The 21013-nt window shown below is 65.1% G+C and carries 21 protein-coding genes; 10 read left to right on the plus strand and 11 right to left on the minus strand.

Annotated features, from left to right (window positions below):
• Positions 1-51 precede the first annotated feature (51 nt).
• Positions 52-825, minus strand: coding sequence for a helix-turn-helix transcriptional regulator (locus tag ACQ4OD_RS22890; protein ID WP_139673441.1), 774 nt, complete (start codon positions 823-825; stop codon positions 52-54).
• A 124-nt stretch (positions 826-949) separates the two neighbouring features.
• On the opposite strand from ACQ4OD_RS22890, the gene ACQ4OD_RS22895 reads away from it, so the two are divergent.
• Positions 950-1765 (plus strand): UDP-2,3-diacylglucosamine diphosphatase, encoded by an 816-nt coding sequence (locus tag ACQ4OD_RS22895; protein ID WP_430944982.1) that lies wholly within the window; start codon positions 950-952, stop codon positions 1763-1765.
• A 66-nt stretch (positions 1766-1831) separates the two neighbouring features.
• On the opposite strand, the gene ACQ4OD_RS22900 is transcribed toward ACQ4OD_RS22895, so the two are convergent.
• Positions 1832-2416 (minus strand): HD domain-containing protein, encoded by a 585-nt coding sequence (locus tag ACQ4OD_RS22900; protein ID WP_430944983.1) that lies wholly within the window; start codon positions 2414-2416, stop codon positions 1832-1834.
• Positions 2417-2517: 101 nt separating this feature from the next.
• Complete coding sequence (locus ACQ4OD_RS22905; RefSeq protein ID WP_023631733.1) at positions 2518-2829, minus strand: DUF962 domain-containing protein; 312 nt, start codon at positions 2827-2829, stop codon at positions 2518-2520.
• A gap of 154 nt (positions 2830-2983) precedes the next feature.
• On the opposite strand from ACQ4OD_RS22905, the gene ACQ4OD_RS22910 reads away from it, so the two are divergent.
• A complete protein-coding gene (locus ACQ4OD_RS22910) occupies positions 2984-4030 on the plus strand; it encodes an AraC family transcriptional regulator (RefSeq protein WP_198754038.1) in 1047 nt (348 codons plus the stop codon).
• Here the strand turns inward: ACQ4OD_RS22910 and ACQ4OD_RS22915 are convergent.
• Entirely contained in the window at positions 3987-5441 is a 1455-nt protein-coding gene (locus ACQ4OD_RS22915) for a TrkH family potassium uptake protein (RefSeq protein ID WP_102684313.1), read from the minus strand. The genes ACQ4OD_RS22910 and ACQ4OD_RS22915 overlap by 44 nt on opposite strands.
• Before the next feature lie 189 nt (positions 5442-5630).
• On the opposite strand from ACQ4OD_RS22915, the gene ACQ4OD_RS22920 reads away from it, so the two are divergent.
• Complete coding sequence (locus tag ACQ4OD_RS22920) at positions 5631-6188, plus strand: nitroreductase family protein (RefSeq protein ID WP_139673435.1); 558 nt, start codon at positions 5631-5633, stop codon at positions 6186-6188.
• A gap of 33 nt (positions 6189-6221) precedes the next feature.
• Here the strand turns inward: ACQ4OD_RS22920 and ACQ4OD_RS22925 are convergent, their stop codons facing one another.
• The 6 genes from ACQ4OD_RS22925 to ACQ4OD_RS22950 form a co-directional block, all read right to left on the minus strand.
• Positions 6222-7610 carry a sensor histidine kinase gene (locus ACQ4OD_RS22925; RefSeq protein WP_430944984.1) on the minus strand — a complete coding sequence of 463 codons (1389 nt, stop codon included), beginning with the start codon at positions 7608-7610 and terminating at the stop codon, positions 6222-6224.
• A 12-nt stretch (positions 7611-7622) separates the two neighbouring features.
• Positions 7623-8039: a Spy/CpxP family protein refolding chaperone gene (locus ACQ4OD_RS22930; protein ID WP_139673432.1), complete on the minus strand. Its 417-nt coding sequence runs from the start codon at positions 8037-8039 to the stop codon at positions 7623-7625.
• 191 nt (positions 8040-8230) lie between these two features.
• Positions 8231-8908, minus strand: a complete 678-nt coding sequence (locus tag ACQ4OD_RS22935; RefSeq protein ID WP_038706585.1) for a response regulator transcription factor — start codon at positions 8906-8908, stop codon at positions 8231-8233.
• A 7-nt stretch (positions 8909-8915) separates the two neighbouring features.
• Positions 8916-9308: a translation initiation factor 2 gene (locus ACQ4OD_RS22940; RefSeq protein WP_430944985.1), complete on the minus strand. Its 393-nt coding sequence runs from the start codon at positions 9306-9308 to the stop codon at positions 8916-8918.
• Between the two features lie 138 nt (positions 9309-9446).
• A complete protein-coding gene (locus ACQ4OD_RS22945; RefSeq protein WP_038706584.1) occupies positions 9447-9746 on the minus strand; it encodes a YciI family protein in 300 nt (99 codons plus the stop codon).
• 1 nt (position 9747) lies between these two features.
• Positions 9748-10344 (minus strand): septation protein A, encoded by a 597-nt coding sequence (locus tag ACQ4OD_RS22950; RefSeq protein ID WP_430944986.1) that lies wholly within the window; start codon positions 10342-10344, stop codon positions 9748-9750.
• A gap of 67 nt (positions 10345-10411) precedes the next feature.
• Between ACQ4OD_RS22950 and ACQ4OD_RS22955 the strand changes: the two genes are divergently transcribed.
• From ACQ4OD_RS22955 to ACQ4OD_RS22980, 6 genes are all read left to right on the plus strand, one after another.
• Positions 10412-11272 carry a PHP domain-containing protein gene (locus ACQ4OD_RS22955; RefSeq protein WP_110701017.1) on the plus strand — a complete coding sequence of 287 codons (861 nt, stop codon included), beginning with the start codon at positions 10412-10414 and terminating at the stop codon, positions 11270-11272.
• 13 nt (positions 11273-11285) lie between these two features.
• A complete protein-coding gene (locus tag ACQ4OD_RS22960; protein WP_102684322.1) occupies positions 11286-11915 on the plus strand; it encodes an L-threonylcarbamoyladenylate synthase in 630 nt (209 codons plus the stop codon).
• A 125-nt stretch (positions 11916-12040) separates the two neighbouring features.
• Positions 12041-12739 carry a segregation and condensation protein A gene (locus tag ACQ4OD_RS22965; protein WP_430944991.1) on the plus strand — a complete coding sequence of 233 codons (699 nt, stop codon included), beginning with the start codon at positions 12041-12043 and terminating at the stop codon, positions 12737-12739.
• Between the two features lie 14 nt (positions 12740-12753).
• On the plus strand, positions 12754-13515 hold the full coding sequence (gene scpB, locus ACQ4OD_RS22970; RefSeq protein ID WP_139673428.1) for an SMC-Scp complex subunit ScpB: 762 nt from the start codon (positions 12754-12756) through the stop codon (positions 13513-13515).
• 175 nt (positions 13516-13690) lie between these two features.
• Entirely contained in the window at positions 13691-14755 is a 1065-nt protein-coding gene (rluB, locus tag ACQ4OD_RS22975) for a 23S rRNA pseudouridine(2605) synthase RluB (RefSeq protein WP_038706581.1), read from the plus strand.
• Between the two features lie 651 nt (positions 14756-15406).
• On the plus strand, positions 15407-16825 hold the full coding sequence (locus ACQ4OD_RS22980) for an amino acid permease (protein WP_023632492.1): 1419 nt from the start codon (positions 15407-15409) through the stop codon (positions 16823-16825).
• A gap of 72 nt (positions 16826-16897) precedes the next feature.
• Here the strand turns inward: ACQ4OD_RS22980 and ACQ4OD_RS22985 are convergent, their stop codons facing one another.
• Positions 16898-17779: a LysR substrate-binding domain-containing protein gene (locus tag ACQ4OD_RS22985; RefSeq protein WP_430944987.1), complete on the minus strand. Its 882-nt coding sequence runs from the start codon at positions 17777-17779 to the stop codon at positions 16898-16900.
• A 151-nt stretch (positions 17780-17930) separates the two neighbouring features.
• Here ACQ4OD_RS22985 and ydiJ point away from each other — a divergent pair, with 151 nt between their 5' ends.
• Positions 17931-20948, plus strand: a complete 3018-nt coding sequence (ydiJ, locus tag ACQ4OD_RS22990; protein WP_430944988.1) for a D-2-hydroxyglutarate dehydrogenase YdiJ — start codon at positions 17931-17933, stop codon at positions 20946-20948.
• Positions 20949-21013 lie beyond the last annotated feature (65 nt).

Genomic DNA, 21013 nt, shown 5'->3' on the forward strand with positions numbered 1-21013 from the left:
GAAATAGTGGCAGCAGTGTAAAAAAAACTGCAGGCGCTTTCTGTCGCCCAGCTAGCGTTCCTTATCGCCAGACTCGCGCCGCAACGCCAGCGGCGTGCAGCCGAACGCCCGCAGCACCGCCGCGCTGAATGCGCTCTGCGAGCCATACCCCACGCGCGCGGCGATCTCGCCCACCGGCAACACCGTCTCACGCAACAGCCGGCGCGCCATCGTCAGCCGCCGTTGGCGGATGTAGTCCATCGGCGTCATGCCGCACTCGCTGGCAAACCGCGCATGCAGCCGCGCACTGGACAGCCCGGCCAGCCGCGCCAGGTCGGCGACCTGCAGCGGGTAGGCGGCGTGCTGCTCGATATGGCGGTCGAAAGCGGCATAGGGCAGGCGCCTGCTGGCCAGCACCGGGGCGCATGCCTGTGGATTGAGGCTGGCCAACAGCAACACCGCGCCCTGGCGGGCAATCAGCGGGTCGTCCACGGGGCTGGTTGCCAGCCAGTCCACCAGTTGCTGTTGTCGGCTGTCCAGGCTCAGGGGGCCGGGGCGGTCGAGCAGGCGGCGGCTGTCGTCGGCGTGCTCGCCGAGATGATCGCCGAGCCAGTGTCCGCCCGGTACGTCCAGTACCAGGCAGTCGCTGCCCTCGCGACTCCCGCAAGTGTGGTGGGCACCGGCTGGAACCACCATCAGGTCCTGGCGAGCGACCCGGCCGCCGCGCCCATCCACCTCGAAATCCAGGCGCCCGCCGAGGCCGAACACCAACTGTGGATGGTCGTGGCTGTGGGCGATCAAGTCGTGGCGGTAATGGCGCAACGAGAGCAAGGGGCCGGCGGTCATGGTGAGTCCTCACGGGGCAGGCGAAGATTGTACACCTGCAGGCGAGGGCAGGATGGTCATGTACCTGCCACCAATCTGTCACCTGCGCCTGCCAGTCTCCAGCAAACAGCGCCGGAGCCTGCCCATGAGCCACGCCGAACCCCTTCGCCCGTCACGCAAGCAGCGTGTGCGCACCCTGTGGATTTCCGATGTACACCTGGGTACCCGCGACTGCCAGGCCGAACACCTCGCGCACTTCCTCAAGGGCTACCAGGCCGAGCGCATCTACCTGGTCGGCGATATCATCGATGGCTGGAAACTGCGCAGCGGCATCTACTGGCCCCAGGCCCACACCAATGTCATCCGCCGCCTGCTGACCCTGAGCAAGCGCGGCACCGAGGTGATCTACGTTACCGGCAACCATGACGAATTCCTGCGGCGTTACTCGAAACTGATCCTGGGCAACATCCAGCTGGTGGACGAGGCCGAACACCTCACCGTTGACGGCCGGCGCCTGCTGGTGATCCATGGCGATCAGTTTGACGTTATCACCCGCTACCACCGCTGGCTGGCGTTCCTCGGTGACCGGGCGTACGAGTTCACCCTGGTGCTCAACCGCTGGCTCAACCACTGGCGCGCCCGTTACGGCTATGGCTACTGGTCGCTGTCGGCGTACCTCAAGCACAAGGTCAAGGGCGCGGTGAACTTCATCAGCGACTTCGAGGACGCCATCGCCCACGAGTGCACCCGGCGTGGCTTCCACGGTGTGGTATGCGGGCATATCCACCATGCCGAAATCCGCCAGGTGGGCGAGGTGGATTACCTCAACTGCGGCGACTGGGTGGAGTCGTGCACGGCGCTGATCGAACACTGGGACGGGCGGATCGAGCTGTACCGATTTGCCGAGGCGCAGGCGCGGGAGGCGGTGCTGCGCTTGGCGGAACTGGGCGAGCCGGCCTAGCTTTTCGTCGGCCTCGTCTGTGATCGCGGAGCAAGCCCGCACCTGCAAGTAATCGGTAGTGGCGGATCAGGCGGTGGCTTGCAGGGCGGCCTTGTAGATCGACTGCCTGGGCTGGGCGAACAAGCGCTCCAGCATCGGCTCGAAGAACGCAAGCGGCAGGCTTTCATAGTCCGGATCGAACGCTGCCGCGTCATAGCGTGCGCAGAACTCGAGGGTTCGCTGGTAATGCGGGTGATCGCGGTATTGCTCGCGCAGGTGACGGTCCATGCCCAGGTGGTGGAAGAAGTAGTAGCCCTGAAAGATCCCGTGTTTCTCGATCATCCACAGGTTTTCGTCGCTGACGAACGGCTTGAGGATCGCCGCGGCGATATCCGGGTGGTTGTAGCTGCCCAGGGTGTCGCCGATGTCGTGCAGCAGTGCACAGACGACGTACTCTTCATCGCGGCCGTCGTGGTGGGCGCGGCTGGCGGTCTGAAGGGAATGGCTCAGGCGGTCGATGGGGAAGCCGCCGAAGTCGCCGTCGAGCAGGCGCAGGTGGGCGAGAATGCGTTGGGGCAACTGATGGGCGTAGGCGCGAAAGTCGTCGGCGATGATCGCCCAGTCCTGGGCGGTACCATCGCGCATGTGGCTGAAACTGGCTTGCTTGCTCATCACGGCGTGCCGCTCGTGTCGGGGAACATACCGCAGTGTTGGCCAGGATCCGGGCTTTGGCAGTGGCCCGCCGGGACGCGAACCTGGCCTTGCGGGCCGATTCAGAGGCTCAGGCGGCCCAGCAGGATGTCGCGGAACATGGCGAAGTCGCCGACCAGGCTGTACCAGGGGTGGCTGAAGGTGGCGGGGCGGTTCTTCTCGAAGAAAAAATGCCCGGCCCAGGCGAAGCCGTAGCCGGCCAGTGGCACGGCCAGCAGCAACAGCCATTTGCCGCTGCCGATGCTGTAGGCGAGCAGGGCGATTACCAGGCTGGTGCCGACGAAATGCAGGCGGCGGCAGGTGGGGTTGCTGTGCTCGCCCAGGTAATAGGGGTAGAACTCGGCAAAACTGCGGAACTGCGCGGTGCGGGTCATGGCGGGCTTCCGGATCTGCGGGTCTTGCTGACAGGATACACGGCGTGGAGCCTGAATCGAGTCTAGAGTCACTGGGTGCCGTGGCCAGTGACAATAGGCGCCAATTGAGTATCCTTTCGGTTCACCGCAGGAGCGGTCAGCACAAGAGCCTGTCATGAGTGAGAGAACCACGTCAGCCAGCTGGGCATCAGGGATCGTCAAGGCACTCGAGCTGGAAGGGCTCGATTGTCCGGCCATGTTCAAGCAGCTCGGGCTTGACTTCGCCGCCCTGGACGACCCCGACGCGCGCTTCACCCAGGATTCGATGACTCGGCTGTGGCAGCTGGCGGTCGAGCTGTCGGGCAACGAGGCCATTGGCCTGAACATGGCCAGGGTGGTGCGGCCGGCCTCGTTCCATGTGGTGGGTTATGCGCTGATGTCCAGCCGCACACTGGCCGAGGGCTTCGAGCGCCTGGTGCGCTACCAGCGCATCATTGCGGAGAGTTCGGACCTGAGCTTTCGCCACGAGCCCGACGGCTATGCCCTGGTGCTGACCGTGCACGGCGACCACCTGCCGCCGACCCGGCACAGCGCCGAAGCTTCGCTGGCCTGCGCCCTGGCGTTGTGCACCTGGCTCAGCGGGCGGCCGATCCAGCCGCGGCGGGTACTGATCCAGGGCGCACTGCCGAAAAATGTCGAGCCGTACAAGGTGGCTTTCCACGCACCGCTGCAATTTGGCGCGCCCCATGATGCGCTGGTGTTCGCCCGCGCCGACATGGAGGCGCCGTTGCCGACCGCCAACGAGGCGATGGCGGTGCTGCACGACCGTTTCGCCGGTGAGTACCTGGCGCGTTTCTCGGAAAGCCGGGTGACCCACCGCGTGCGCCAGGTACTGTGCCGCATCCTGCCCCAGGGCGAGCCCAAGCGCGAAACCGTGGCCCAGGCCCTGCACCTTTCGCAACGCACCTTGCAGCGGCGTCTGCAGGACGAGGGCACCAGCTTCCAGACCCTGCTCGAGGACACCCGCCGCGAACTGGCCGAGCAGTACCTGGCGCAGCCAGGCACCACGTTGCTGGAAACCGCCTACCTGCTGGGTTTCGCTGACCCGAGCAACTTCTACCGGGCGTTCCGCCGCTGGTTCGACAGCACGCCGAGCGAGTACCGCACGCGCCTGTCGGTCAGTGACGCCAGAACGCCGGCATGCACAACACCAGCACCGTGATGATCTCCAGGCGACCGAGCAGCATGCCGCCGGCAAGGATCCATTTCGCGGCATCTGGCAGCGTCGCGTAGTTGCCGGCCGGGCCGATCACTTCGCCCAGCCCCGGGCCGACACCTGACACGGTACCGGCGGCGCCGGTCAGCGCGGTCATCCAGTCCACGCCCAGCAGCGACAGCAGCAGGGCGATGATGCAGATGGTGATGGCGAAGAAGAACGAGAAGGTGAGGATCGAGCGCACGATCTCTTCGTCGAGGCGGTGGCCGTTGTATTTCTGCTTGATCACCGCGCGCGGATGGATCAGCTGGTTGAGGTTGGCCTTGAGCAGGATGTAGGCGACCTGGAAGCGGAAGATCTTGATACCGCCGGCCGTCGAGCCGGAGCAGCCGCCGACGAAGCCCAGGTAGAAGAACAGCATCAGCGAGAAGTTGCCCCACAGGCTGTAGTCGCCCAGGGCAAAGCCGGTGGTGGTGACCACCGAGGTGACGTTCAGCGCCACGTGGCGCAGGGCATCGAGCCAGTGCAACTCGGTGGTCGCCCAGTACCAGGTGCCAAGCACCAGCCAGGTGGTCACCAGCATGGCCAGCAGGCCCTGCACCTGCTGGTCCTTGATCAGCGCCCGGCGGTGGCCGCGCAGGGTGGCCACGTACAGGGTGAAGGGCACGCTGCCCATGATCATGACCACCACCGCGACCCAGTGCACCGCAGGGATGTCCCACTTGGCCAGGGACTGGTCGGAGGTCGAGAACCCGCCGGTGGAGATCGCCGACATGGCGTGGTTGATCGCATCGAACAGGCCCATCCCCGCCCACCAGAAGGCCAGGCTGCCGAGCACGGTGATGCCGACGTAGACCGCCACGATCGACTTGGCGACCATGTGCGAGCGCGGCATGACCTTCTCCGAACGGTCGGAGGACTCGGTCTGGAACAGGCGCATGCCGCCGATGCGCAGCAACGGCAGGATCGCCACGGCCATGCCGATGAAGCCGATGCCGCCCAGCCAGTGCAGCATCGAGCGCCACATCAGGATGCCCGGCGACATGCTGTCCAGGCCGCTGAGCACGGTGGCGCCGGTGGCGGTGATGCCGGACATGCTTTCGAAGAAGGCGTCGGTGTAGCTGATGTGCTGGGTCAGCAGGAAGGGCAGGGCGGCGAACACGCAGACCACCAGCCAGCTGCTGACGGTCAGCAGGTACATGTCGCGGGGGCGCAGGTGCACGTGCTCGGGGCGGCCGGGGATGACCAGGCCCAGGCCCGCGAGGAAGGTGATCAGGCTCGACCAGAGAAACGACGGCATGTCGCCGGTGCGCTCGAAGACCACCAGGGTCGCCATGGGCACCACCATGCTCACCGCCAGGGTGATCAGGAAGATGCCGATGATGAAACCAATGATCCTTAAGGTCGGCAACGCCATGTGATCTGCTCTGACTCGCTACGGAAAGGGCGCCATTCTACCTGTGGGCCGGGTCTTGTAAACGCCGATTGGTGGCCTCCACGGAGCGGGCCTGCCCCGCGATGGCCGGATCGCGGGGCAAGCCCGCTCCCACTATCCCCCTCGATGGTGCAGAATGGCCGCACTTTCAATCTGCCAGGAGGGTAGCCGATGGAGGCTCTCGACGCATTGCTCAACCGTGTTTCCGTGCCACGCCTGACTGACCCGGCGCCCAATGCCGCCCAGCGCGAGGCGCTGTTCCAGGCCGCATTGCGTGCGCCAGATCATGGCCAACTGCGACCCTGGCGTTTCCTGACCATCGAAGGCCAGGGCCGGGAAAAGCTCGGCGAGCTGTTCGCCGAAGCCGTGCAAGCCAAGGGTGAAGCCACCCAGGCGGCGCTGGACAAGGCCCGGGCGATGGCGCTGCGCGCGCCGTTGCTGATCGTGGTGATCGCCCGGCTGCAGGACCACTTCAAGGTGCCAAAGATCGAGCAGCGCCTGGCCGCCGGCTGCGCCGCCCATGGCATCCTGATCGCCGCTCATGCCCAGGGTATCGGCGCGGTATGGCGCACCGGCGACATGGCCTTCGACGCCCATGTGCACAAGGGGCTGGGGCTTGCCGAGAACGAAGAGCTGATCGGTTACCTGTATGTCGGCACGCCAATGGCCGAGCCACGCACTGCGCCGATCCTGAAAACTGCCGAGTACGTCAGCGCCTGGGGCGAGTGATTGAGTGGGGCCGCTTTGCGGCCCCAGGATCTGTCAGCCAGCGCTGACCTCACGCGGCAGCTCCAGCGTAGCCACGAACCCACCCTGCGGATGGTTCGCAAGCTTCAGGCTGCCACCATGGCGCTCCGCCGCCTTGCGTGCAATCGCCAGCCCCAGCCCATGTCCCGGCGCCTCTTGCCCCGGTGCCCGGAAGAATGGCTCCCCCAACTGCTCCAGATGTTCCGTCGCCACCCCCGGGCCGTGGTCGCGCACGCTCAACACGATGCGGTCCTGTTCGCGGCTGGCGCGCAGCTCGATTGGCTGCCCGGCCGGATTGAAGCGCAGCGCATTGCGCAGCAGGTTGTCCACCGCCCGTTCGATCAGCGTCGGCCAGCCATGCAGGGTCAGGCCCGGCTGCATCTCCAGGCGTACCTCCTGGTCTGGCGCTGACAGCTGGGCGTCCTTGCGCACGCCGCCCAGCAAGGCATTGAGGTCCACAGGCTCTGCATGCGCCTGCTCGGCATCGACTCGGGCCAGCACGAGGATTTCGCTGATCAGGGCTTCCAGGCGGTCGCATTCGCGGGTCAGGCGTGGCCACAAGGCCTGCCGCTGTTCGGGTTCGGCGCGCTCGGCCAGCGCCAGGGCGATGCGCAGCCGCGCCAGTGGCGAACGCAGTTCGTGGGACACATCGCGCAGCAACTGGCGCTGGCTGCCGATCAGGCTCTGCAGGCGTGCGCCCATCTTGTTGAAGTCGTTGGCCAGCACGCCGAACTCGTCGCGGCGCACGGCCAGCCGCGCCAGGCTGTTCTGCTGGTAGCTGGTTTGCCCCAGGTCGTGCACGGCGCCGCGCAGGCGGCTGAGCGGGCGGGTAATCGACAGGGTTACCAGCAGGCTGAACAGGGTCAGCACCACCAAGGCTATGCCCAAGGCGCTGAGCGGCCAGATCAGGCTTTCGCGGTGCCAGGCGGCCAGCTCCGGGTGGGGGATACGGTAGATCAGCAGGTAGGTCTCACCGCTGCCGGGGCTGGTGTATTCCTCGGTCAGGCGGCGCCACGGCAGACGACGTTCGTCGTTGTGCTGGCGTGCCTCGAAGGCGGCGGCGCGGCGCGGGAAGGTGCCGGGGACCACGGCATCGCCGCTGTCGTCGAGCACCTGCACGTCGATCTTGTAGCGCTGCTTGCGCCGTTCCAGGAAGCGTTGCGACGACTCCAGGCCTTCCTGTTCGTAGTGCTGGGCCCAGTGGCTGGCCAGGTTGTTCAGGCCCGGGTGGCGACTGAGGATCCAGGTGTCCTGGTTGAGCATGTGCCCGAGCAGGATCGACAGCCCGGCGACCAGGGCGATGGCCAGCCAGAAGCTGGCCAGGATGCGCCAGAACAGTGAACGCAAGACAAGCACCTCCAGGAAATGGCGAAAGCCCGGCCCGCTGGGAAGCGGGCCGGGCATCGGGCTGACAGCTTACTGGGCCTTGCCGGTTTTTTCAGCCTTCCAGGCCTGGAACTCCTGCCACTCGGCCTTGCGCGCGGCGCGCTCCTTCTGCAGGTCGTCGAATTTCTTCTGCTGGTCAGGCTTGAGCAAGGCGCGGATCTGGCCTTCGGTCTTGTCGTGGCTTGCCTTGAGCTCGTCCTTCAGGGCTTTCTGCTCGGCCGCCGGCAGCTTGGCGATGTAGCGTTCGTTGATGTCGCGGCGCTGCTTCATCTGCTCGCCCATCAGCTTGCCGATCTGCTGGCGCTGGTCGCGGCTCAGGTCCAGCTGGGCGAAAGGCGCGTCACCGCGATGATGCGGGCCATCGTGGCGCGGGCCGCCTTCGGGCATGGCCATGGCCACGGTCGGCAGGGCGGCGGCGAACATCAGGGCGATAAGGGACTTGCGCATGGTGTCTCTCCTTTCAGGGGCCGGTGGTTACCGGATGAGCCCAGTCTAGGGAGATCAAGGTCAAGGGCGGTCAGGCGAGGGTAAAGGATGGGTAAAGAGCTACAAGCTTCAAGCGGCAAGCTGCAAGACAAAGCGACCCAGCAGGGGGCTGCACTTTCTTGTCGCTTGCCGCTTATAGCTTGTGGCTGCTTTCAGAGGCTGTAGTAATAGCCGCGGCTGCGCAGGGCGACGATGCGCGGACGGCCATCCGGGTGCGGCCCGATCTTCTTGCGCAGGTTGCTGACATGCATGTCCAGGCTGCGGTCATAAAGCGTGAGCTTGCGGCCCAGGCCGATCTGCGCCAGTTCCTGCTTGTCCAGCGGCTCGCCGGGTTGGCGCAGCAAGGCTTCGAGGATGCGGCTTTCCGACAGCGTGAGGGTCATCTCGCGCTGGTCGATGCTGACCACGCCGCGTACCGGGCTGAAGATCAGGTCGCCGATCTCCACCTGGCTGCTGGGCGCGCTGGGGTGGCTGCGGCGCAACACTGCGCGCAGGCGGGCGGTGAGCTCGCGGGGGTCGCAGGGCTTGGCCAGGTAGTCGTCGGCGCCCAGTTCCAGGCCAAGGATGCGGTCCAGCGGCTCGCCGCGGGCCGAAAGCATCAGCACCGGCAGGTCGGTGTGTTCGCTGCGCAGCTGTTTGAGCAGTTCCAGGCCGCTGCCATCGGGCAGCATGACATCCAGCACCACCGCCGCCGGGGCGTGGGTGGCCAAGGCCTGGCGCGCACTCTGGCCATCGTGGCAGGCGCGCACCGCAAACCCTTCCTGGGTCAGCCAGCTGCCGAGCAGCTCGCACAGTTCCTGGTCATCATCAATCAGTAACAGCTCGCTCATTTCTCACTCAATTCAACCATTGCCGGCGTCTTCTGTGTCCGCCGCTGGCTAAGATACCGCAGACTGCGGACAACAGTGCAACGGCCGAGCCGATCAGGAACCATTGCTGCTGGTCGGTCAGCGGGCTTTGCGGGGTGCTGGCGCCTGCCTGCAGTTCCTTGATCGTCAGCTTCAGTCGCTGGTTGTCCTGGCGCAGGCGGGCGAGCTGGGCGCTTTCACGCTCGCTGTCCTGGTTCTGCAGTTGCTGGGTTAGCGCCGTGCGCTGTTTCTCGCTCTCTTCCAGGCGCTGCTGCAAGTCGGTGATCCGCGCCCCGGCTTCCAGCGACAGCGGCTGTTCGGCCGCGGCGAAAGGGGACAGCAGCAACAGGCAAAGCAGCAGGGACATCGGACCTTGAAGCATTGGAACTCCTGATTCGTATCGATTCAGGAGGTTGTCGGCCAGTCGTCGGATTTTATGAATAGTGCCGCGCGGGGTGTAGCTGGGAGCGGCTTCGGGGGCGCGGGCTTGCCCCTGCGAAGCCCGTCCCGGTAAAGCCTGTTACGGCAGGACTTGCTTGAACGGCTTGACCACGACCTTGGCGTACACGCCCGCGGCGATGTACGGATCGGCGTCGGCCCAGGCCTGGGCGGCGGCCAGCGAGTCGAACTCGGCGACGATCAGGCTGCCACTGAAGCCGGCGGCGCCCGGGTCGTTGCTGTCGATGGCCGGGTGCGGGCCGGCGAGCACCACACGGCCTTCGGCCTTGAGCTGCTGCAGGCGCTCGATATGCGCGGGGCGGGCGGCCAGGCGGTTTTCCAGGGAGTTTTCGACGTCGCTGGCGATAATGGCGTAAAGCATGTCAGTCCTTGGTTTTGGAGGTGGAGGGGTCGGCATCGTGCAGGTGGCGCGACAGGTAGACACCCTGGGCCACCAGGAACAGCACGGTCATGCCCAGGCTGCCGAATACCTTGAAGTCGACCCAGATGTCCTGGAAGGTGAAGGCGACGAACAGGTTGGCGGCGCCGCATACGAGGAAGAAGGCGATCCATGCCACGTTCAGGCGGTTCCACACTGTTTCTGGAAGTGTCAGGGCATGGCCCATGATGCGTTTGATCAGCACCCGGTCACCGATGAAGTGGCTGCCGGCGAACGCCAGGGCGAACAGCCAGTTGACCACGGGCGCCTTCCATTTGAGGAAGGTCTCGCTGTGGAAGGTCAGGGTCAGGCCACCGAACACCAGGCAGGCGACCAGGGTCAGCAACTGCCCCTTCTCCAGCTTGCCGTGGCGCAGGAACAGCGCGCCGTAGACCACCACGGAGCTGACGATCAGCATGGCGGTGGCGCTGTAGATCCCGCCGAACTCGAAGCCGTGGCCGGCGAATTCGACCGGGCGCGGGTCAAGCTTGTAGACGATGAAGAACAGCAGCAGCGGGATGAAATCGATGAATTGTTTCACAGTGGCAGCCAGAAGCGGGATGTGACGGCATAATAACAAACATCGATTCCTGCGAAAGCGCTCCTCCATGAATGTTGATCTGCACTGTCACAGCACGGCCTCCGACGGCGCCCTGTCGCCCACGGCACTGGTCGCCCGGGCCCATGAGCACGGGGTGCGCACGCTCTCGCTCACCGACCATGACACCCTTGAAGGCTTGCCGGAGGCGCGCCAGGCCTGCCTGGACAACGGCATGCAGTGGGTCAGCGGCGTGGAGCTGTCGTGCACCTGGGGCGGCGCCACCATTCATGTGCTGGGCTACGACTTCCCCCTCGACGCGCCGCCTTTGCTCGATGCCATTGCCAACCTGCACCGTGGTCGTTGGCTGCGCGCCGAGGAAATCGACCGCAAGCTGGCGGCCAAGGGCATGCCCGGCGCGCTGGACGGCGCGCGGGCAGTGCAGCAGGAACTGGGCGACAGCGGCAACGCCCCGGCGCGTCCGCATTTCGCCGAGTTCATGGTCCGCGCCGGCTTCGTCAAGGACCGCGGCGAGGCGTTCCGCAAGTGGCTGGGCGCCGGCAAGCTGGGTGACGTCAAGTTGCACTGGCCGACGCTTGCGGAAACTGTTGCGACGCTGCGTGAGTCGAATGCGTGGGTGAGCCTGGCCCATCCCATGCACTACGAACTGACCCGCAGCAAGCGCAGACGGCTGATTGCCGACTATATTCAGGCTGGAGGGCAGGCACTGGAAGTGGTCAACGGGATGATGCCGCCCGAGCAGGTGGGGACGATGTCGATCCTCACCCGTGAGTTCGGCCTGCTGGCAAGCGCCGGCAGCGACTTCCACGGCCCTGGCACCTGGGGCGAGATCGGTGCCTACCGGCCATTGCCTGAGGACCTGCCACCCCTGTGGCGCCGATTCCGACATGAACAACCTATGGCGGTATGAACAGGACGACTACGTGAGCCAATTTTTCCAGATTCATCCGGAGAACCCGCAGCCGCGCCTGATCAAGCAGGCCGTCGAGATCATCCGCAAGGGTGGGGTGGTGGTCTACCCGACCGACTCGGCCTATGCGCTGGGATGCCAGATTGGCAACAAGGCCGCGATCGAGCGGGTGCGCAAGTTGCGTGGTCTGGACAAGACCCACAACTTCACCCTGATGTGCTGCGACATGTCGCAGTTGGGGCTTTACGCCAAGGTCGATACGGGTACGTTTCGCCTGCTCAAGGCCCACGTGCCCGGGCCCTATACCTTCATCCTCAACGGCACCCGCGAGGTACCGCGCCTGCTGCTGCACGAGAAACGCCGGACCATCGGCCTGCGCGTGCCCAGGCATGAAATAACCTTGGCCTTGCTCGCAGAGCTTGGCGAGCCTTTGATGAGCGTCAGCCTGATCCTGCCCGGCGACGACGAGCCGATGGTCGATCCCTACGAGATCCGCGAGCGACTGGAGCATCACGTCGACTTGGTGATAGACGGCGGTTTCGGCGACCTCAAGGCCTCTACCATCATCGACTTGTCCGGCGACGAGCCGGAGCTGATTCGCGAAGGGTGCGGGGATCCGACGCCGTTCCTGGTCAACGCGTGAGCCAGGTGCAGGCACCTGAGGCGCCGGCCACGGAGGCGCAGACGCCGTTCCAGCTGCAACTTGCCCTGGTCTATGGCGAAGCCCTGACCGAGATGCCGGTCGACCTGTACATCCCGCCGGACGCCCTGGAAGTCTTCCTCGAAGCCTTCGAAGGCCCTCTCGATCTGTTGCTGTACCTGATCCGCAAGCAGAACGTGGACATTCTCGACATCCCCGTGGCGGAGATCACCCGCCAGTACATGAGTTATGTCGAGCTGATGAAGAGCGTGCGCCTGGAGCTGGCGGCCGAGTACCTGGTGATGGCCGCCATGCTCGCCGAGATCAAGTCGCGCATGCTGCTGCCGCGCTCCGGCGAAGTCGAGGAGGAGGAGGGCGATCCGCGCGCCGAACTGATTCGCCGGCTGCAGGAGTACGAGCGATTCAAGGCCGCCGCCGAAGGTATCGACGAGTTGCCCAGGGTCGGGCGCGAAATCGTCGTGCCGCGCCTGGAGGTTCCGCAGGCCAAGGTGCGCAAGTTGTTGCCGGAGGTGGCGCTGGAAGAGATCCTGTTGTCCATGGCCGAGGTCATGCGCCGCAACGACCTGTTCGAGAGCCACCAGATCACCCGCGAGGTGCTGTCGACCCGCGAACGCATGAGCGAAGTGCTCGAGCGCCTCAAGGGCGGCGCCTTCGTGCCCTTCGTCGAGCTGTTCACCCGCGAGGAGGGCAAGCTCGGCGTGGTGGTGACCTTCATGGCGATTCTCGAGCTGGTGAAGGAATCCTTGATCGAACTGGTGCAGAATGAGCCCTTCGCCCCGATCCATGTCCGTGCCCGGGCAGAATGACCTGACAACTACCGATGAACCTGAACGAACCCCGTGAACTGGCGTCGCTGATCGAGGCCTTCCTGCTCGCCTCGGGCAAGCCGCAATCCCTCGAACGCCTGTACGAGCTGTTCGAGGAGGCCGAGCGCCCGACCCCCACCGTTTTCAAGAAGGCCCTGGAGGTGCTGGGCAAGTCCTGCAACGGCCGCGCCTTCGAGCTCAAGGAAGTAGCGACCGGCTACCGCCTGCAGATCCGCGAGGACTACGCGCCCTGGGTCGGTCGCCTCTGGGAGGAGCGTCCGCAGCGCTATTCCCGCGCGCTGCTGGAAACCATGGCGCTGATCGCCTACCGTCAGCCCATCACCCGTGGCGAGATCGAGGACGTGCGGGGCGTGGCGGTCAACAGCAACATCATCAAGACACTCATGGAGCGTGAGTGGATCCGTATCGTCGGCTACCGCGAGGTACCCGGGCGACCGGCGATGTTCGCCACCACCAAGGCGTTCCTCGATCATTTCAACCTCAAGAGCCTCGATGAGCTGCCGGCGTTGGCCGAGCTGCGCGAGCTGGAGGTGGAGCCCGCGGTCGATCCGGACGAGGCGCCGGTGCCCGCTCACCTGCAAGCCCTGGCCGATGCCAGCCTGGGCGAGGAGGGCGAGGAAATCGAGCCGAAGGAGGAAACCAGCTTCCGCTCGCTGCTGGTGGAGCTGGATGCGATGGAAGAAGGGCTCAAGATCGATTTCGATGATTTGCGCGATGAGGCTTCCATCGAGCCCGAGGACGAACCAAAGGCCTGACAGCCCGACTCTGTGGACGCCGGCTTGCCCGGCGATGAGGCCGGCACCGTCAATATGTGCCTTTGGGCAGAATCTGCTGGGCGATCGGCAAAAACCTTCTACCCTCCAGTGCGTTCCCTTGCTGAACCGCGTATGATGCGCGCCCGCTTTCACTACTACACCGGGAGGTGCCCAGATGAGTGACAAAGACCTGCAAGACCAACAACCCACCCCGCCGTCTGGCGAAAAACTGCAGAAAGTGCTGGCGCGCATCGGCGTCGGCTCGCGCCGTGACGTCGAGGCCTGGATCGGCCAGGGTCGTATCAAGGTCAATGGCGTCGAGGCCACCCTGGGCCTGCGCGTCGACCTGCACGACGCCATCACCGTCGACGGCAAGCTGATCAAGCGCGTCGAGGCCGCCGAGGCGACCCGCCGCGTGATCATGTACAACAAGCCCGACGGCGAGATCTGCACCCGTGACGACCCGGAAGGCCGCCCGACCGTGTTCGACCGCCTGCCGCGGCCGAAAGAGGGCCGCTGGATCAACATCGGTCGCCTGGACATCAACACCACCGGCCTGCTGCTGTTCACCACCGACGGTGAGCTGGCCAACCGCCTGATGCACCCGTCCTATGAAATGGACCGCGAGTACGCAGTGCGTGTGCGCGGCGAAGTCGACGACGACATGGTCGACCGGCTCAAGGCCGGCGTGGTGCTCGAAGATGGCCCGGCCAAGTTCACCGATATCCAGAAGGCGCCAGGTGGCGAAGGCTTCAACCACTGGTATCACTGCGTGGTGATGGAAGGCCGCAACCGTGAGGTGCGTCGCCTGTGGGAGTCCCAGGGCGTGGTGGTCAGCCGCCTGAAGCGCGTGCGTTTCGGCCCGGTGTTCCTGAACTCCGACCTGCCGATGGGCCGCTGGCGCGAAATGAGCCAGGGCGAGATCGACATACTCGCCGCGGAAGTCGGCCTGCAGCCGGTGGCACTGCCGGAAATGAAGCTCAAGGCCAAGGACAAGCTCGAGCGCCTGCAGCGCAAGTCGACCCGTCCGCTGGGGCGTGGCGAGCGCGTGCGTACCCTGCGTCCTGCCGCCGAAGGCCAAGCCGAGCGTCCGGCACGTGCGCCGCGTGAAGACGCAGCGCCGCGCAAGGGCAACCGCGGCAGCACGGTGGCCGAGCGTCCGAGCGAGATGCGCAAGCGTCCGTCCCGCCCTGAAGGTGACAAGCCGGCAGGCCGTGGTCGTGGCAAGCCGCGTGGCTGATTCGGTCCGGTAGCGAGAGAGCCAGCCTTCGGGCTGGCTTTTTTGTGCCTGCGGTAAATGGCCCATCGCGGGCCAAGTACCTGAACGGACAGAAGATTTCCCGATCGGTGGCAAATTTTCAAACCGCCTTGTAAAGAAAGTTATACGATTCTGGGCGTTTTCCCCGGCTTACCTGTGCTTTTCTGTTCTTCGTCACAAAATCTTTCCAAAGCCTGCACGCCAGAGCCTCCCCAGCCCCCTCCACCCCCTTCCCAAACCCCCGCCCAAGCGCTGAGATAGCGCCATTGCCGTGTGCAGAGCCAGGCAGGATCGCCAGGCACTTAAAACAACAAAATGGAGGCGCCATGCACGCCGATCAATCCGCCTTTTCAGGCCTTCACCCCAGGACCGCTGCGTTTTTTCCACAGGAAACGATGCAACGCGTTGACGCCTGCGCGTTTGCAGGGGTATACAATGCGCCGCGTTTTACCTGTGACTCCCTTGCGTACCGCGCACGCTTGCTGACACCCGGTTGATCCGCCCCTGGCCACCAAGGCCACGAGCGACCTCCCGTCACAAGTATCCAAGGTAACCACCTTGCCCATTCCGCTGCGCCACGAGTGCGGTGGGTCCGATTCCGTCACAGATAAAAACAAGCAGGTGACTTCGTTCATGAGTGGACATAACTCACAGTCCGGCGAACTCAAGCGTGGCTTGAAGAACCGCCATATCCAATTGATCGCCCTGGGCGGCGCCATCGGCACCGGGTTGTTCCTGGGCTCGGCCGGCGTGATGAAGTCCGCCGGTCCGTCGATGATCCTCGGCTATGCGATCTGCGGCTTCATCGCCTTCATGATCATGCGCCAGCTCGGCGAGATGATCGTCGAAGAGCCGGTGGCCGGCTCCTTCAGCCATTTCGCGCACAAGTACTGGGGCGGTTTCGCCGGCTTCCTGTCGGGCTGGAACTGCTGGGTGCTGTATATCCTGGTGGGCATGTCGGAACTGTCGGCGGTGGGCAAGTACGTCCACTACTGGTGGCCGGAGATTCCGACCTGGGTAACTGCGGCGGCGTTCTTCCTGCTGATCAATGCGATCAACCTGATGAACGTGAAGTTCTTCGGCGAAGCCGAGTTCTGGTTCGCCATCATCAAGGTGGTGGCCATCGTCAGCATGATCGGCCTGGGTGCCTACCTGCTGACCAGCGGCAGCGGCGGTCCTGAAGCCTCGGTGACCAACCTGTGGGCCCATGGTGGTTTCTTCCCGCACGGTGTCAGCGGGCTGGTGATGGCGCTGGCGTTCATCATGTTCTCCTTTGGTGGCCTGGAGATGCTCGGCTTCACCGCCGCCGAGGCTGACAAGCCGAAGACCGTGATCCCCAAGGCGATCAACCAGGTCATCTATCGCATCCTGATCTTCTATGTCGGCGCCCTGGTGGTGCTGCTGTCGCTGACCCCATGGGACAACCTGGTGGCGAGCATTGACGCCTCCGGCGGCAGCTATGGCAGCAGCCCGTTCGTCCAGGTGTTCTCGTTGCTGGGCAGCGACGTGGCGGCCCACCTGCTGAACTTCGTGGTCCTGACCGCGGCGCTGTCGGTGTACAACAGCGGCACCTACTGCAACGCCCGCATGCTGCTAGGCATGGCTGAGCAAGGTGATGCGCCAGCGGCGCTGGCCAAGGTTGACCGCCGTGGCGTGCCGGTACGTTCGATCCTGGTCTCGGCAGCCGTTACCCTGATTGCGGTGCTGCTCAACTACCTGATGCCTCAGAATGCCCTGGAGCTGCTGATGTCGCTGGTGGTGGCGACCTTGGTGATCAACTGGGCGATGATCAGCTACTCGCACCTGAAGTTCCGCCAGCATCTCGACCGCACCGGTCAGAAGCCGCTGTTCAAAGCGCTGTGGTACCCGTACGGCAACTACCTGGTGCTGGCGTTCGTGGTGCTGATCCTGGGCATCATGCTGCAGATTCCGGGTATCCAGGTGTCGGTGTACGCGATGCCGGTGTGGCTGGTGGTGATGTATGTGGCCTACCAGCTGAAGAGCAAGCGTGGCTCCCAGGCCAATGGCGCTGCTGGCAGCATCGCCAAGTAAGCGCTGAGGCGCACCAACAAAAAACCCGATGCCGAGTAACCGGCATCGGGTTTTTTGTTGCCTGTGCCGGCCTCAGATCTGTTCGAGCAACCAGCCACGAAACGCTCGCAGCGATGGCAGTGCCTCGTTCCTGGGCGGATAGATCAGGTAGTAGCTGCGCTGGCTGGCGAAGGGCTCACCCGGGCTGAGCAGCTCGCCACTGGCCAGTTCGTCCGCCACCAGTATGCGCGGCACCAGGCCGATGCCGATCCCGGCGCGCACGGCCTGGATCAGGTGCGAGGTCAGCTCGAAGCTTGGCCCCAGGCGCATGGCGCGGTGGGGCAGGGCATGGTGGGAAAACCACTCGCCCCAGGCATGGGGGTTGTTGGCGACGTTGAGCAGTACTTCCTCGCTGATCCTTTGCGGGTTCCATTGGTCGTCCGCCATGGCTTGCGGCGGCAGGATCACCACCAGTTCCTCGGCATGCAGGCGATGGCAGATCAGCCCGGGCAAGTCATGGCTGGCAACGCCGATGGCCGCGTCGATCTCGCTGGTGTCGAAGTTGATGGCTTCGATACGTGAATGAATGTGCACCAGCATGCCGGGGTGGGCGCTGTAGAAGGCATGCAGGCGCGGCAGCAGCCATTTCGAGCCGAAGGTCGGCAGCGTCGCCAGGCGCAGGGTGCCGACGCCGGACTGATAGGCCAGTGCCTGCAGGGTGGCGCTGCGGATGCGGCCGAGGGCCTCGCTGAGTTCGCGCTGGTAGAGGCGGCCGACGTCAGTCAATTGCACCTGGCGGCCCTCGCGACGGAACAGTGTCAGCCCCAGTTGTTGCTCCAGTGCCTGCACCTGGCGGCTCACCGCGCTCTGGGTCAGCGACAGTTCGGCGGCGGCGCGAGTATAGCTTTCATGCCGCGCGGCGGCCTCGAAGGCCAGCAAGAGCGACATCGAAGGGGTGAGGTGGCGGTAATTCATTCATAAAGCTCATCGATAGCGGCAGGAATATCCGTTTGCCCCTGGCGTGAAACTACAGGAACATTGACGTATTCGAAATCCTCCCATGATCCATTCATGCCGGAGCGACAAGATTTCCGTGAATTAGCCGATATCAAAGAGGCATCCTTCGATGATCGCCCAGCTGCCGCCCCGCGCGCCCGCCGCCCAATACCCCGAATTCCTAGAAGCCCTGAGAAGCAGCGGCTTCCGTGGCCAGGTCAGCGCCGACTACGGCACCCGCACCGTGCTAGCCACCGACAACTCGATCTACCAGCGCCTGCCCCAGGCGGCGGTGTTCCCGCTGGACGCCGACGACGTGGCGCGGGTCGCCACGCTGATGGCCGAGCCGCGTTTTCGTGACATCAAGCTGACCCCGCGTGGCGGTGGTACCGGCACCAACGGCCAGTCGCTGACCGACGGCATCGTCGTCGACCTGTCGCGGCATATGAACACCATTCTCGAAATCAACGTCGAGCAGCGCTGGGTGCGGGTGCAGGCGGGTGTGGTCAAGGACCAGCTCAATGCCGCGCTCAAGCCCCACGGGCTGTTCTTCGCGCCAGAGCTGTCCACCTCCAACCGCGCTACCGTCGGCGGCATGATCAACACCGACGCCAGTGGCCAGGGCAGCTGCACCTACGGCAAGACCCGCGACCACGTGCTCGAATTGCACAGCGTGCTGCTCGGCGGTGAGCGCCTGCACAGCCTGCCGATCGACGACGCGACGCTGGAACAGGCCTGCGCCGCGCCCGGCCGGGTCGGTGCGGTGTACCGCATGGCCCGCGAGATCCAGGAAACCCAGGGCGAGCTGATCGAGAGCACCTTCCCCAAGCTCAATCGCTGCCTGACCGGCTACGATCTGGCGCACCTGCGCGACGATCAGGGCCGCTTCAACCTCAACAGCGTGCTGTGCGGGGCCGAGGGCTCGCTGGGCTATGTGGTCGAGGCCAAGCTCAATGTGTTGCCGATCCCCAAGTACGCGGTGCTGGTCAACGTGCGCTACACCAGTTTCATGGACGCCCTGCGCGACGCCAATGCGCTGATGGCGCACAAGCCACTGTCGATCGAGACCGTCGACTCCAAGGTGCTGATGCTGGCGATGAAGGACATCGTCTGGCACAGCGTCGCCGAATACTTCCCGGCCGACCCCGAGCGCCCCACCCTGGGCATCAACCTGGTGGAGTTCTGCGGTGACGAACCGGACGAGGTCAATGCCCGGGTCCAGGCCTTCGTCGCGCACCTGCAGGCCGACCAGGGTGTCGAGCGCCTGGGCCACACCCTGGCTGAAGGCGCCGAAGCGGTGACCCGCGTCTATGTGATGCGCAAGCGCTCGGTGGGGCTGTTGGGTAACGTCGAGGGCGAAGTGCGCCCGCAGCCGTTCGTCGAGGACACCGCGGTTCCGCCGGAGCAACTGGCCGATTACATTGCCGACTTCCGTGCATTGCTCGATGGCTATGGCCTGGCCTACGGCATGTTCGGCCATGTCGATGCCGGTGTGCTGCACGTGCGCCCGGCGCTGGACATGAAAGACCCGGCCCAGGCCGCGTTGGTCAAGCCGATATCCGATGCCGTGGCGGCGCTGACCAAGCGCTATGGCGGCCTGCTATGGGGCGAGCACGGCAAGGGCCTGCGCTCTGAGTATGTGCCGGAGTACTTCGGCGAGCTGTACCCGGCGCTGCAGCGACTCAAGGGCGCGTTCGACCCGCATAACCAGCTCAACCCCGGCAAGATCTGCACCCCCCCGGACAGCGCCGAAGGCCTGACCCCGGTGGATGGCGTGACCCTTCGCGGCGACCTCGACCGCAGCATCGATGAGCGCGTGTGGCAGAGCTTCGGCAGCGCCGTGCACTGCAACGGCAACGGCGCCTGCTACAACTACGACCCCAACGACGCGATGTGCCCGTCGTGGAAGGCCACCCGAGAACGCCAGCACTCGCCCAAGGGCCGTGCCTCGCTGATCCGTGAGTGGCTGCGCCTGCAGGGCGAGGCGAACATCGATGTGCTCGCCGCCGCCCAGCGCAAGGCCTCCTGGCTCAAGGGGCTGCCGGCGCGGCTGCGCAACAGCCGTGCGCGCCGCCAGGGCCAGGAAGACTTCTCCCACGAGGTGTACGACGCCATGGCCGGCTGCCTGGCGTGCAAGTCCTGCGCGGGGCAGTGCCCGATCAAGGTCAACGTGCCGGACTTCCGTTCGCGCTTCCTCGAGCTGTACCACGGCCGCTACCAGCGTCCGCTGCGCGACTACCTGATCGGTTCACTGGAGTTCACCATTCCCTACCTGGCCCATGCGCCGGGCTTGTACAACGCAGTGATGGGCTCGAAGTGGGTGAGCCGCTTGCTCGCGGACAAAATCGGCATGGTCGACAGCCCGCTGATCAGCCGCTTCAACTTGCAGTCCACCCTCACGCGCTGCCGTGTCCAGATGGCCAGCGTGCCGGCCCTGCGGGAGCTGACCCCGGCCCAGCGCGAGCGCAGCATCGTGCTGGTGCAGGACGCCTTCACCCGCTACTTCGAGACGCCGCTGCTGGCCTCGTTCATCGAGCTGGCCCATCGCCTGGGGCACAAGGTGTTCCTCGCGCCCTACAGCGCCAACGGCAAGCCGCTGCATGTGCAGGGCTTCCTCGGTACCTTCGCCAAGGCGGCGATCCGCAACGCCACCCAGCTCAAGGCCCTGGCCGACTGCGGGGTGCCGCTGGTGGGGCTGGACCCGGCGATGACCCTGGTCTATCGCCAGGAGTACCAGAAGGTCGACGGAGTGCAGTGCCCTACGGTGCTGCTGCCTCAGGAATGGTTGGTGAATGTGCTACCCGAGCGGGCGCCGGCCAAGGCCGACAGCTTCCGCCTGCTGGCTCACTGCACCGAGAAGACCAACGTGCCGGCCAGCACCAGGCAGTGGGAGCAGGTGTTTGCCCGTCTGGGTCTGAAGCTGGTGACCGAGGCCACTGGCTGCTGTGGCATGTCCGGCACCTACGGGCATGAGGCGCGCAACCAGGCCACCTCGAAGACCATTTTCGAGCAGTCCTGGGCGACCAAGCTGGACAAGGCGGGGGAGGCACTGGCGACCGGCTATTCGTGCCGTAGCCAGGTCAAGCGGATGACCGAGAAGCAGCTGCGCCACCCGCTGGAAGTGGTGCTGCAGTACGCCCAGCGCTAGTGATATTGTCGGGGCCGCTATGCGGCCCAATCGCCGGCAAGCCGGCTCCCACTCTGATCGCATAA

The sequence above is a fragment of the Pseudomonas sp. WC1 genome (assembly GCF_050586565.1).
In the GTDB taxonomy this organism is placed as follows: Bacteria; Pseudomonadota; Gammaproteobacteria; order Pseudomonadales; family Pseudomonadaceae; genus Aquipseudomonas.

Excerpts from the sequence above, each read along its gene's own strand:
- ACQ4OD_RS22955 (WP_110701017.1), top strand. The coding sequence starts at position 10,412 with ATGAATGTTGATCTGCACTGTCACAGCACGGCCTCCGACGGCGCCCTG.
- ACQ4OD_RS22915 (WP_102684313.1), bottom strand. The coding sequence starts at position 5,441 with ATGGCGTTGCCGACCTTAAGGATCATTGGTTTCATCATCGGCATCTTC.
- ACQ4OD_RS22905 (WP_023631733.1), bottom strand. The coding sequence starts at position 2,829 with ATGACCCGCACCGCGCAGTTCCGCAGTTTTGCCGAGTTCTACCCCTAT.
- ACQ4OD_RS22925 (WP_430944984.1), bottom strand. The coding sequence starts at position 7,610 with ATGCCCGGCCCGCTTCCCAGCGGGCCGGGCTTTCGCCATTTCCTGGAG.
- ACQ4OD_RS22895 (WP_430944982.1), top strand. The coding sequence starts at position 950 with ATGAGCCACGCCGAACCCCTTCGCCCGTCACGCAAGCAGCGTGTGCGC.
- ACQ4OD_RS22945 (WP_038706584.1), bottom strand. The coding sequence starts at position 9,746 with ATGCTTTACGCCATTATCGCCAGCGACGTCGAAAACTCCCTGGAAAAC.
- ACQ4OD_RS22985 (WP_430944987.1), bottom strand. The coding sequence starts at position 17,779 with ATGAATTACCGCCACCTCACCCCTTCGATGTCGCTCTTGCTGGCCTTC.
- ACQ4OD_RS22980 (WP_023632492.1), top strand. The coding sequence starts at position 15,407 with ATGAGTGGACATAACTCACAGTCCGGCGAACTCAAGCGTGGCTTGAAG.
- ACQ4OD_RS22910 (WP_198754038.1), top strand. The coding sequence starts at position 2,984 with ATGAGTGAGAGAACCACGTCAGCCAGCTGGGCATCAGGGATCGTCAAG.
- ACQ4OD_RS22900 (WP_430944983.1), bottom strand. The coding sequence starts at position 2,416 with ATGAGCAAGCAAGCCAGTTTCAGCCACATGCGCGATGGTACCGCCCAG.
- ACQ4OD_RS22930 (WP_139673432.1), bottom strand. The coding sequence starts at position 8,039 with ATGCGCAAGTCCCTTATCGCCCTGATGTTCGCCGCCGCCCTGCCGACC.
- ACQ4OD_RS22920 (WP_139673435.1), top strand. The coding sequence starts at position 5,631 with ATGGAGGCTCTCGACGCATTGCTCAACCGTGTTTCCGTGCCACGCCTG.
- rluB (WP_038706581.1), top strand. The coding sequence starts at position 13,691 with ATGAGTGACAAAGACCTGCAAGACCAACAACCCACCCCGCCGTCTGGC.
- ACQ4OD_RS22890 (WP_139673441.1), bottom strand. The coding sequence starts at position 825 with ATGACCGCCGGCCCCTTGCTCTCGTTGCGCCATTACCGCCACGACTTG.
- scpB (WP_139673428.1), top strand. The coding sequence starts at position 12,754 with ATGAACCTGAACGAACCCCGTGAACTGGCGTCGCTGATCGAGGCCTTC.
- ydiJ (WP_430944988.1), top strand. The coding sequence starts at position 17,931 with ATGATCGCCCAGCTGCCGCCCCGCGCGCCCGCCGCCCAATACCCCGAA.
- ACQ4OD_RS22940 (WP_430944985.1), bottom strand. The coding sequence starts at position 9,308 with ATGCTTCAAGGTCCGATGTCCCTGCTGCTTTGCCTGTTGCTGCTGTCC.
- ACQ4OD_RS22935 (WP_038706585.1), bottom strand. The coding sequence starts at position 8,908 with ATGAGCGAGCTGTTACTGATTGATGATGACCAGGAACTGTGCGAGCTG.